This is a genomic window from Amphritea sp., assembly GCF_048266285.1.
GTDB lineage: Bacteria > Pseudomonadota > Gammaproteobacteria > Pseudomonadales > Balneatricaceae > Amphritea.
The window spans coordinates 21,569-33,000 of sequence record NZ_JBLWZV010000011.1 but is presented as its reverse complement, the minus strand read 5'-3'; the positions used below and the strand labels follow the sequence as shown (position 1 = coordinate 33,000).

10 protein-coding genes are annotated in these 11,432 nt (G+C 50.9%); 8 read left to right on the top strand and 2 right to left on the bottom strand.

The genetic code is table 11. The features are described 5' to 3' along the window. Window positions 1–130: 130 nt before the first annotated feature. Both ACN0T0_RS12795 and ACN0T0_RS12790 read right to left on the bottom strand, forming a co-directional pair. A complete protein-coding gene (locus ACN0T0_RS12795; protein ID WP_417226665.1) occupies window positions 131–2,047 on the bottom strand; it encodes an EAL domain-containing protein in 1,917 nt (638 codons plus the stop codon). Window positions 2,048–2,111: 64 nt separating this feature from the next. Then, complete coding sequence (locus tag ACN0T0_RS12790) at window positions 2,112–2,372, bottom strand: accessory factor UbiK family protein (RefSeq protein ID WP_417226663.1); 261 nt, start codon at window positions 2,370–2,372, stop codon at window positions 2,112–2,114. Window positions 2,373–2,710: 338 nt separating this feature from the next. Here ACN0T0_RS12790 and glnK (ACN0T0_RS12785) point away from each other — a divergent pair, with 338 nt between their 5' ends. The 8 genes from glnK (ACN0T0_RS12785) (at window position 2,711) to astB (ending at window position 11,406) form a co-directional block, all read left to right on the top strand. Then, complete coding sequence (glnK, locus tag ACN0T0_RS12785; RefSeq protein ID WP_417226661.1) at window positions 2,711–3,049, top strand: P-II family nitrogen regulator; 339 nt, start codon at window positions 2,711–2,713, stop codon at window positions 3,047–3,049. A gap of 53 nt (window positions 3,050–3,102) precedes the next feature. Continuing rightward, window positions 3,103–4,362 carry an ammonium transporter gene (locus ACN0T0_RS12780; RefSeq protein ID WP_417226659.1) on the top strand — a complete coding sequence of 420 codons (1,260 nt, stop codon included), beginning with the start codon at window positions 3,103–3,105 and terminating at the stop codon, window positions 4,360–4,362. Between the two features lie 172 nt (window positions 4,363–4,534). Beyond that, complete coding sequence (gene glnK / locus ACN0T0_RS12775) at window positions 4,535–4,873, top strand: P-II family nitrogen regulator (protein ID WP_299197554.1); 339 nt, start codon at window positions 4,535–4,537, stop codon at window positions 4,871–4,873. A 127-nt stretch (window positions 4,874–5,000) separates the two neighbouring features. Beyond that, complete coding sequence (locus ACN0T0_RS12770) at window positions 5,001–6,215, top strand: aspartate aminotransferase family protein (protein WP_417226657.1); 1,215 nt, start codon at window positions 5,001–5,003, stop codon at window positions 6,213–6,215. 35 nt (window positions 6,216–6,250) lie between these two features. Further along, on the top strand, window positions 6,251–7,480 hold the full coding sequence (locus ACN0T0_RS12765) for a hydrolase (protein ID WP_417226655.1): 1,230 nt from the start codon (window positions 6,251–6,253) through the stop codon (window positions 7,478–7,480). Between the two features lie 57 nt (window positions 7,481–7,537). Next, window positions 7,538–8,572 carry an arginine N-succinyltransferase gene (gene astA, locus ACN0T0_RS12760; RefSeq protein WP_417226654.1) on the top strand — a complete coding sequence of 345 codons (1,035 nt, stop codon included), beginning with the start codon at window positions 7,538–7,540 and terminating at the stop codon, window positions 8,570–8,572. 3 nt (window positions 8,573–8,575) lie between these two features. Beyond that, window positions 8,576–10,048 (top strand): succinylglutamate-semialdehyde dehydrogenase, encoded by a 1,473-nt coding sequence (astD, locus tag ACN0T0_RS12755; protein ID WP_417226652.1) that lies wholly within the window; start codon window positions 8,576–8,578, stop codon window positions 10,046–10,048. A gap of 17 nt (window positions 10,049–10,065) precedes the next feature. Then, window positions 10,066–11,406, top strand: coding sequence for an N-succinylarginine dihydrolase (gene astB / locus ACN0T0_RS12750; protein ID WP_417226650.1), 1,341 nt, complete (start codon window positions 10,066–10,068; stop codon window positions 11,404–11,406). Window positions 11,407–11,432 lie beyond the last annotated feature (26 nt).

The window sequence follows — 11,432 nt, the reverse complement described above, 5'->3', positions numbered from 1 at the left end:
AATATTACTCAGACTAACCATAAACCGGCACAAAGAGTTTCTGTGCCATTATTCACAATAAAACCGTCTCGCTTCCCGAGACCGTGCGAACATGGAAGCTCAGGCTAGGTCAAGACAGCTCATAGCGTGATCAGTTCTCCAGCTCTAATCGCTCGATTAGTTGCTTAATACTCAGGTCCGAGCCAACATATTTACCGCTCATCCGCAGGCAGCCTTGCTGAGTAAGCCGAGCCATCTGGCCAGTTGTGCGTACTCCTTCAGCCATCACCCCAAGATCGTTCTCTTGGGCTATGGTCAACAGCTTACTTACGGCGCGGATGGCATCATCATCGCGCATCTGCTGTTCCACCAGCGCGGCGTTCATTAACAACATATCGGGCAATAGCCGGGCAGGCAATCGATCGAGCGGGTGCTGCTGCGGGTCGAGTAAAATCAACACCCCCAGCGCTTTAAACTCGTCCACCTCTTCGGGAAAGAGTTGTAACTGTTCATAATTTAAGCTGATCATCAGCCGCTGGGGTGGAATCTCCGCTTTGACCATCTGACGGATGATCTGGGCGATAACATCAGCTGAAAAGAGTTCTTCATCTTGCAACCGAAGACAGAGATGATTAAAGGGCTCAAAACGATGCCAAAGGCTGATCAAGGGTAACAACTGCTGTTCTAGCTGTTCATGGTAATCATGTAACAAACCATAGCGGGACAACTGCGGGATAAACTGCTCGGGGGTCAAAATACCCTGCGTCGGATGATTCATCGTTAGCGCAACATCGGCGGCCACAAGGTGATGCCCCTGAAGCGAATAAAACGGATTAAAGCGCAGTTGCAACCAACCATCGGCCACTCCCTGGCTCAGAGTCTCCCGACTGAACACCGTACCACTGCCCAAGGTGGCATCATACATCCGAAAGCCGTTATGGCTATCGGGGGTACGTAATACCAATCGCGCCCGATCAAGCATTAATTCAGCACTCAGACTGCCGCCCTCCGCCAAGACACCACCCATAGCGTAATCTGCCAATGCCGGCTGTTCTGTTTCATCAACTCGTTCGAGCAGCACTCCCGACATACGTTCCGCAAACTGCTCAAGCACCATTTCATCCGAGCAATCATCCAGCACAAACACAAAGTTGCGCTCCTGATCTATCGCCAACAGATCGCCCTCTCGCACCTGAGCGCTCAACTTAGCCGCAATCGCCGCCGTCAACGATTCGCGGTCCTCCTCGACCACCTGCAGTTGTAAGAGGATAATGCCTCGCCCTCGATGCCCCAGACTATCGCGCAATAACTGCTGATTAAGCCGTTCGAGCAACATATATTCATCTGGCAAGCCGGTCAGAGAATCATAGCTAACATGACTAAAGCGGCTTTGATCACCATAAGCGCTACTGATATCGGAAAACTGAGCCACAAAACCATCGATCTCGCCACTTTCATCTCGCTGGGCCATCAGGCTGTACCAAGCGGGATAGCTATGACCATCTTTGTGGCGGTTCCATAACTCACCTTCCCAATAACCTTTCAACATCAGTTGCTGCCACAGATGGTCAAACATTTCTGCGGCGATATTCCGGTTTGTGACAATACCAGGGCCTTGACCAACAACATCCTCAAAGGCGTAGCCGCTAATTTCAGAAAAGCTCGCATTCACGCGATAGATACGGTTATCTTCATCCAGCAGCATAACCGCCTGCGGGGTATAGTCGAACAACCCCTGTTCCGGGTGCTGAGCAAACATCCGCCCGGCGGCTTGACCCGTGCGCATCGCATTAACGATAAACAGCTCAGCCACCGAGTTCCAGCAAATTTCTAGCTGTAACCATAACCCAGCATCTTCAACAAACGGCTGCCACGAGAGTGTAGCCGTGCCTTGAGAACGCGCCAACATCATGCCATGCTGGAGTTCAAAGAGGCTTTCTTCCCCATGCACTCGAGCCAAGGGAACGCCATTCAGCTCTCCCTGCCACCCCACCATGCCGGTGTATTCCTGAGTAGCAAACTGATAGCTGAGATCAGGCAAGATGCAGGCATACATGGGCAGATGCATAAAGACTCCTTAAAGCGGCGCGATAATATAGTGGCTTAAACGTATGTGATTGAGACGAGTGGATTTAACCGCCGGCTTGATTTAACTGCAGTTCCAGTCGCTCAATCTCTGACTGTAACTGCTCTAGTTTAGCGCGACTTCGAGCTAACACCGCACTTTGGGCGTCAAACTCTTCACGGGTGACCAGGTCCATCCGGTTGAACGCGCCCTGCAATAGCGCATGAAGCTGTTGCTGCCGTTCTGATTCAGCGGAACTTTGTCGGGTTTGCTCGAATAACTGCCCGATCTGCTCACTGATACCTTCCAGTATTTTATGATTAATCATATTTTATATGTCCACATAGTATCTGCTGATTATCGTCATAACACTATAACAATAAACGGAAAATTAGCCGACTCTCCGCTTTCTAAAGATTGATTTTTCGCACTTACGCACCAAAACAGGGCCTGCACAACAATTGTGCACCAGCACCTCCTCAATAAATACTACATTCCTCCGGAAAAACCGGCCAGACTCAAACAAATAACAACTAATACATTGTTTTACATAGGTATTTAAATTTATGGCACGTGCAGTGCTTTGTATCAGCCATACCGTTTATCGCTACGTTGATAACCAACGTGGCACTTTACAACAGTTTTATTTAGTGGAGATCAGATCCCATGAAACTCATCTCAGCAATTATCAAACCATTCAAACTGGATGACGTGCGTGAAGCACTTTCCGAAATCGGCGTACAGGGTATTACTGTCACCGAGGTGAAAGGCTTCGGCCGTCAGAAAGGTCATACAGAACTCTACCGTGGCGCAGAATATGTTGTCGATTTTCTGCCCAAAGTAAAGGTCGACGCGGCTGTGGAGGACGGCATCGTTGATCAGGTAGTTGAAGCGATTAGCAAAACGGCGCAAACCGGAAAAATCGGCGACGGTAAGATTTTCGTTATGCCAGTTGAAGAAGTGATCCGGATTCGTACCGGTGAAACAGGCAACAGCGCTCTGTAAGCAACCTTTTTACAACCGAAAACAACTCTAAGCATAGGCTTCAGGGGGAAGTGATGGAAAACCAAATTTTTGAATTACAATATGCAATGGACACCTTTTATTTCTTGGTGTGTGGTGCATTAGTTATGTGGATGGCGGCAGGTTTCGCCATGCTCGAAGCCGGTCTAGTACGTTCGAAGAACACCACTGAGATCCTTACCAAAAACGTAGCCTTGTTTGCTATCGCTTGTATCATGTACTTGGTCTGCGGTTATGAACTGATGTACGGCGGCGGTATCTTCCTGAGCGGCATTGAAGAAGTTGATGTCACTCAAGTATTAGCTGACTCAGCTGAAGAAGGTTTTGATGGCGGCGCAGTATACTCCAGTGCTTCTGACTTCTTCTTCCAGGTGGTATTTGTTGCTACCGCAATGTCGATTGTCTCTGGTGCGGTTGCCGAGCGTATGAAGCTCTGGGCTTTCCTCGCATTCGCAGTAGTCATGACCGGTGTCATCTACCCTATGGAAGGTGCATGGACTTGGAACGGCGATGACGTTTTCGGCATGTACAACCTAGGTGACCTTGGTTTCTCTGACTTTGCCGGTTCTGGTATCGTTCACATGGCCGGTGCTGCTGCAGCGCTTGCTGGTGTACTACTGCTAGGCGCTCGTAAAGGCAAATATACTGCTAACGGCGTGAGTGCTATCCCTGGTGCCAACCTACCATTAGCGACACTGGGTACATTCATCTTGTGGATGGGTTGGTTCGGTTTCAACGGTGGTTCTGTACTGAAACTCGGTGATGTCGCTAGTGCACACTCTGTTGCCATGGTATTCCTTAACACCAATACGGCTGCTGCCGGTGGTGCTATCGCAGCACTGATTACCGCTCGCCTACTGTTCGGTAAAGCAGATTTGACCATGCTACTGAACGGCGCGTTAGCCGGTTTGGTGGCTATCACCGCTGAGCCTTCTACCCCAACCGCACTGCAAGCAACGCTGTTTGGCGCGATCGGTGGTGTACTGGTTGTGTTCGCTATCATTACTCTGGATAAACTGCGCATCGATGATCCTGTAGGTGCCATCTCTGTTCACGGTGTTTGTGGTCTACTGGGTCTGCTGCTAGTACCTGTCACCAATGGTGATTCAAGCTTCAGCGGTCAGTTGATCGGCGCAGCCACTATCTTTGCCTGGGTATTCGGTACCAGCCTGATCGTTTGGGCCATCATTAAAGCGGTTATCGGTCTGCGTGTGACTGAAGAAGAAGAGTATGAAGGTGTCGATATCGCTGAATGCGGTATGGAAGCTTACCCTGAATTTACCAACGGTAAATAAAACCGACGGTCGAAAATAAAAATAATACGGTATAAGGGGAGCCTCGGCTCCCCTTCTGACGTTTTATTAACTTATTGATTCTGGGTATACTAGGCTCAAGATTGATCTCCAACCGTCTGAGGCCTGCAGGAATACCCTGTCAGAACAACAGATCCAAGCGAGGATATAAATGATGAAACTGGTAAGTGCGGTAATAAAACCGTTCAAACTGGATGATGTACGTGAAGCCCTGTCAGAAATTGGCATTCAGGGTGTCACTGTCACAGAAGTAAAAGGCTTTGGACGTCAAAAGGGGCATACCGAGCTTTACCGCGGAGCAGAGTACGTTGTAGATTTTCTCCCTAAAGTGAAAATTGAAGCGGCTATCGCGGATGACTTGGTTGATCAAGTAATTGAAGCGATCGCCTCAACCGCCAATACCGGCAAAATTGGTGATGGCAAAATTTTTGTCACACCCCTTGAGCAAGCGATCCGTATCCGTACAGGTGAAACCGGTACTGACGCGCTTTAAACCGCCCGATAAAATGATCTTTTAAAGGCACTCATTGAGTGCCTTTTTTACGTCTGAAAAATAAAATTTCCGCCCCATTCGCCGCCAGCGTCTAAAATGAAAGGTAAGTCTCTGACAAGCGAGGGGGATGGATACAATGATTAACCGTAAAATGTTTGCTGATGTGATGGTGCCCAACTATTCGCCAAGCCAGATGATTCCGGTTAAAGGCGTCGGTTCACGGGTTTGGGACCAAGCCGGCAAAGAGTACATCGATTTCGCCGGCGGTATCGCGGTTAACGCATTAGGCCACTGCCACCCAGAAATAGTGAAAACATTAAAACAGCAGGGCCAAACACTCTGGCACCTGAGCAATGTATGGACCAATGAACCCGCACTAACACTCGCCCAGCAGCTATGCGATGCCACCTTCGCCGAACAGATTCTATTTGCCAACTCAGGGGCAGAAGCCAATGAAGCCGCGCTAAAATTGGCCCGCATCTACGCCAAACAGCACTTTAGTCGCGATAAAACCAACATCATTGCATTCGTCAACAGCTTTCACGGTCGCACTCTGTTTACCGTCACCGCTGGGGGACAAGCGAAATATACCGAAGGCTTCGAGCCTCTCCCGGGGGATATTACCCACCTCCCCTTCAATGACCTCGCCGCACTTAATGCCCACATATCAGAAAAAACCTGCGCCGTGATTGTCGAACCGATTCAAGGTGAAGGTGGAATTATCCGGGCTCAGCCGGCTTTTCTCGAAGGCTTACGGACACTCTGCTCCCAACATAACGCGCTGTTGATTTTTGATGAGATTCAAACCGGCATGGGCCGTACTGGCGAACTATTTGCCTATCAGGGTTATAACGTTACACCCGACATCCTCACCTCTGCCAAAGCATTAGGCGCCGGCTTCCCTATCGCGGCGATGCTCACCACCCGAGAAATCGCCGCCAGTTTTACCGTGGGTACCCATGGAAGCACCTATGGCGGTAACCCGCTGGCCTGCGCCGTCGCGTCTAAAGCATTGGAACTCATTAATAACCCCACCCTGTTAGAGGGGGTAAAGCAACGACAGCAACTATTTGCTAATGGCCTGCAGCAGTTGAATAACAAAATCGGGCTGTTCCAAGATATTCGCGCAGAAGGCTTACTCGTCGGTTGTGAGCTGAAACAAACTTGGCATGGTAGAGCCCGGGATTTGCTAACACTCGCAGAAGAGCAAGGGGTGCTTATCCTCACCGCCGGGCCTAATGTGGTGCGGCTAACCCCTTCGCTTATCATTCCCTATCCCGATATCAGCAACGGCCTAAAACAATTGGCCCAAGCAATGCTAGCCATGAAAGTAGGTTATTAAACCGACTCACTGACAGCCCCGATCAGGTAACGATGATGAATACCCGACTCAGCTCTCTGATACAGCCATTAACGCAACAGCAACCGGCATTAACCGCGTCGCTCATTGAGCTGGCGCAGATCAATTCTCACACCCTTAACCCTGCCGGAGTGGACCAAGTTGGGCAGCTATTGAGTCAACGCTTCTGCCAACAATTAGATTGCGACCATCAGCAGATTAGCCTGCCGCCCTATCAGCTCTACCGCACCGATGGCAGCGTCATGGAACACCCTTTGGGTCATCTTCAACTTTTCAAGAAACGCCCCGATGCGCCACTACAACTATTGCTCACCGGCCATCTGGACACCGTATTCCCCGTTGATTCAGGGTTCCAACAATGCCGTTGGCTAGATGATTACACCCTAAATGGCCCCGGGGTAAGTGATATGAAGGGAGGTCTACTGGTGATGTTGACGGCCTTGAGCACTTTTGAGCAATCTCCTCAAGCCCAACAGGTCGGTTGGACCGTCATACTTAACCCCGACGAAGAGATAGGCTCCCCCAGTTCTGCCGCTTTACTGGCAGAGCAGGCCGCGCAACATGATCTAGGCATGATCTACGAACCCGCCCTGCCCGATGGCCAACTCGCTGGCGAACGTAAAGGCAGCGGCAACTTCACCGCTATTATTCAGGGTGTCGCCGCCCATGCCGGACGAGAGCATCACCTCGGTCGTAATGCAATCTGCGCAATGGCGGAATTCATCACCTCCGTCGATCAGCTAAATGGTGTGCGTGAAGGTGTCACGGTGAATGTCGGCGTGATGGACGGTGGCATGACCACCAATCAAGTACCGGATCAGGCCCGCTGTCGCTTTAATATTCGTACCCGAATCACAGCAGATGAACACTGGTGCCAACAAAAGCTAACAGAGATTGAAGCCAAAATTAATCAAAAAGAGGGGATATCCCTTAGCTTACACGGCCACTTTGGCCGCAGCCCTAAATCATTAGATACGGCGCATCTCGCCCTTTATCAACTGGTATCCACCTGTTCGGCGCAACTTGGCATACCGCTGCAGTGGCAGGCCACCGGCGGGTGCTGCGATGGTAATAACTTATCCACAGCCGGATTACCCAATGTCGATACCCTCGGCGCACTCGGCGGCAATATTCATAGTGACAAGGAGTTTATCAATATCAGCAGCCTCGTCACCCGCGCCCAACTCAGTACGCTGATATTACTAACACTGGCAGAGCAGGCCGAACGCTGGCGTAGAACACGCTAACCTATCCACTAAAAAGGATTCCGCCGTGCCATTAAATCAATCATGAGGAGAGTAGGGATGAACGATATCAATATAATTCGCCCGATCAGACGATCAGATCTGGATCGCCTCTATGAAATGGCCAACAACAGCGGTCCGGGGTTCACCTCACTACCCGCTAACCGAGACCTCTTGGAAGCCAAAATTCTAGCCTCAGAAAAATCCTTTCAACAACCCGTCGCTGACCCTCTCGGTGACAGCTATCTGTTTGTCCTAGAAGACTGTTCGCAGCAGCGAGTCATCGGTGTTTGCGGTATTGAGTCGGCCGTGGGTTTAAGAGAACCTTTCTATCACTACCGCATCGGCACCGTGGTTCATGCATCGCGCGAACTCGGCGTGCATAATAGCTTTAAAACTCTCTATCTATGCAATGACTACACCGGCTGCACCGAGGTCTGCACGCTTTATTTAGAGCCACAATACCGACAGGATAATAACGGCGCCTTACTGTCTCGCTGCCGCTTCCTCTTTATCGCTCAATTTAAAGAGCGCTTTGCGGCAAAGGTAATCGCTGAAATGCGCGGCGTTAGCGATCCTCAGGGGCGCTCGCCTTTTTGGGAAGGATTAGGGCAACACTTTTTCAGCATGGCATTCTCTGAGGCTGACTATCTCACTGGCATCGGTAATAAGGTCTTTATAGCCGAGCTGATGCCCAAGCATTCTATCTATATTCACCTGCTGCCAGAGAACGCCCGTAAGGTGATTGGTGAGGTACACGAGAACACCGTGCCCGCGCGTAAAATGCTAGAAAGTGAAGGTTTTCGCTACGAGGAATATATCGATATTTTTGATGCGGGGCCGACGCTTGCCTGCAAACCAAAAGATATAAGAGTGATCCGCAAAAGCCATTATGCCGAGGTCGCTAGCGATTCCTATCATGCCGGTAACACGCCCTACCTAATCAGTAATACATCCCGGCAAGCCTTTCGCTGCGCCATCGTTTATAGCACCCCAGTTGCCGGCAAAATCCCCCTCCCAACAACACTAGCCCAGCAACTACAGGTCGCCCAAGGCGACCAAGTTCGGGTTGTGCCTCTCAAGCGCAGGAGTTGAACCATGAAAACCCAGGCATCACTCTATATCGGCGGGCGCTGGATAGCCGGTGACGGGCCATTGTTAACCTCTAACAGCCCCACCTCCGATGAACCGCTCTGGCAGGGCCGCGGTGCCTCAGTCTCACAGGTGAATAATGCCGTAAACGCTGCCCGAGCCGCCTCAATGCATTGGCGCGAACTCACACTGTCGCAACGACAACACTATATCCTCCGCTTTACAGAGCTATTGCAACAGCACTCAGAGTTACTCGCAGACAGCATCGGGCAGGAAACCGGTAAACCCCTGTGGGAAAGCCGCACTGAAATTAGCGCAATGATCAGTAAAACCGAGATCTCCTTTCAGGCGTATGCCGAGCGCTGCCCCACACGGCGCGAACAAGGGCCACAGGGGGAGCAGGTATTACGGCATAAACCCCACGGGGTCGTGGCGATATTCGGCCCCTACAATTTTCCCATGCATCTACCCAATGGGCATATCATTCCCGCGCTATTGGCGGGCAATACCGTAGTATTTAAGCCCAGCGAATTAACTCCTCGATGCGCTGAACTCATGGTTCATCTATGGCAAAAAGCGGCGCTTCCCGATGGTGTGCTCAACCTAATTCAAGGTGACAGCGAAACCGGTAAAGCACTCGCCGCCTCAGCGGACATCGACGGACTCTTTTTTACGGGCAGTGCTACCACCGGCCAACTGTTGCACCGTCAGTTTGGCGGACATCCCGAAAAGATCCTAGCACTGGAAATGGGTGGCAATAACCCCTTGGTAATCACCCCCGTCGAGAACTTGAAAGCCGCCCTGCATGACACGATTATGTCCGCTTTTATCAGCGCCGGGCAACGCTGTACCTGCGCCCGACGCTTACTGCTACCCGCATCCCCTTGGGGGGATCGTTTCCTTGAACAGTTAATCCACGCCTGTCGCAAACTCAAGGTCGGTTTATACAATGCCGATCCGCAGCCCTTTATGGGTAGCCTAATCAATCAAGCTGCGGCCGATAATATCCTTGATGCACAACATCACTTACATCAGCACGGGGCTAGCATACTACTCGAAGCACAGCTGTTGAATGACAGCGGCACTCTGCTGTCACCCGCCATTATCGACACCACGGCGATGACTCAGAGACCGGATGAAGAGTATTTCGGACCACTCTTACAAGTAATCCGCTACGACCATTTTACCACGGCCATCACTCTGGCGAATCACACCGCTTACGGCCTATCAGCTGGCTTATTCAGTGATGACCCTGTGCAATATGCATATTTTCAACGCCATATTCGTGCCGGCATTATCAACTGGAACCGTCCGCTCACCGGTGCCAGCAGTGCACTCCCTTTTGGCGGCTGCGGTAGCAGTGGCAACCACCGCCCTTCAGCCTACTATGCGGCGGATTACTGCGCCTATGCGGTGGCTTCCATCGAAAGCAGCGAACCCAAGCTCCCGGCGAATCTCAGCCCAGGCTTAACCCTATAGCGACTCATGGAGGTTGTATGCCGTATCAGGAAGTTAACTTTGATGGCTTAATTGGCCCTAGTCATAACTATGCGGGGCTATCGCCTGGCAACCTCGCATCTAACCAGCATAAAGGTCAAATCGCTTCGCCCCGTCAGGCGGCCCTTCAGGGGCTGGAGAAAATGTGGCGTTTAGTGCAGTTGGGGCAAACCCAAGGCGTATTGCCACCCGCTTGCCGCCCAGATTTTGATACTCTTAGACGTCTAGGCTTTCACGGCAACAGCGAACAGGTTCTCAGCCAAGCCCACCGTCAGGCACCACATCTATTAGCGGCTTGTTATTCCGCCTCTTCGATGTGGGCGGCAAATGCGGCAACCGTATCCAGCAGTCTTGATAGCCCAGACAAACGCATACATTTTACCCCGGCCAACCTGATAACCACCTTCCACCGTGCCATTGAAACAACCTCCAGCGGCACGCTATTACAACGAATTTTTCCCAACCCGAAACATTTCTACCATCATCCATCACTGCCTGCACAAAGCCACTTTGCCGATGAAGGCGCTGCCAATCACACCTGCCTTTGCCCGACTCACAGACATCCGGGCCTGACATTGCTGGTTTATGGCCGCGGCAATCAGACCGCCACACCTCAACGCTTTCCGGCGCGGCAAACCCAGGCCGCCTGTGAAGCGTTGATTCGGCAGCATAACTTATCTACATCCCATGTATTACTGGCACAGCAAAACCCAAAGGTGATCGATCAGGGCGTTTTTCATCATGATGTTATCGGTGTCGGACAGCGTAACCTATTATTGCTACACCAAGACGCTTGGGTTAATCAGGCATCCCTCTTGTATCGCTTACAGCAGCAGTGGCAACGCCTAGAAAGCGATACGCCGCTGATTATTCATCAAATCAACCGTCAAGATCTAAGCGTTAAGAATGCCGTCGATAGCTACTTATTTAATAGCCAACTAATTAGCCTTGCAGATCAAACTATGCTGTTACTCGCCCCCGCCAACTGTCTCGCATCGCCTCAGGCACAAAATGCCATAGATCAGTTAATTGACGGCCCTAATCCGGTTAATGCGGTAGAGTATATCGACCTGACACAAAGCATGAATAACGGTGGAGGACCTGCCTGTCTGCGCTTACGCGTGCCGATGAGTGAAACAGAACTGGCCGCCGTTCATTCCCCAGTATTACTCAATGAACCGCTATATCAGCAGTTGAAAAACTGGATTAACCGTCACTACCGGGATCAATTAGCACCGGAAGACCTTGCCGACCCTCATCTAGCGAATGAGATCTGCACCGCACTGGAGCAACTCACAGAAATCCTCGCCTTGCCGCATTTGTACTCGTTTCAGGTATAGGAGTAATAACTTTTGTTGCAATTCTA

Bases quoted from the DNA above. Each gene is read 5' to 3' on its own strand.
- ACN0T0_RS12780 (WP_417226659.1), top strand. From the start codon at position 3,103: ATGGAAAACCAAATTTTTGAATTACAATATGCAATGGACACCTTTTAT.
- ACN0T0_RS12765 (WP_417226655.1), top strand. From the start codon at position 6,251: ATGAATACCCGACTCAGCTCTCTGATACAGCCATTAACGCAACAGCAA.
- ACN0T0_RS12770 (WP_417226657.1), top strand. From the start codon at position 5,001: ATGGATACAATGATTAACCGTAAAATGTTTGCTGATGTGATGGTGCCC.
- astB (WP_417226650.1), top strand. From the start codon at position 10,066: ATGCCGTATCAGGAAGTTAACTTTGATGGCTTAATTGGCCCTAGTCAT.
- glnK (WP_299197554.1), top strand. From the start codon at position 4,535: ATGAAACTGGTAAGTGCGGTAATAAAACCGTTCAAACTGGATGATGTA.
- astD (WP_417226652.1), top strand. From the start codon at position 8,576: ATGAAAACCCAGGCATCACTCTATATCGGCGGGCGCTGGATAGCCGGT.
- astA (WP_417226654.1), top strand. From the start codon at position 7,538: ATGAACGATATCAATATAATTCGCCCGATCAGACGATCAGATCTGGAT.
- glnK (WP_417226661.1), top strand. From the start codon at position 2,711: ATGAAACTCATCTCAGCAATTATCAAACCATTCAAACTGGATGACGTG.
- ACN0T0_RS12790 (WP_417226663.1), bottom strand. From the start codon at position 2,372: ATGATTAATCATAAAATACTGGAAGGTATCAGTGAGCAGATCGGGCAG.
- ACN0T0_RS12795 (WP_417226665.1), bottom strand. From the start codon at position 2,047: ATGCATCTGCCCATGTATGCCTGCATCTTGCCTGATCTCAGCTATCAG.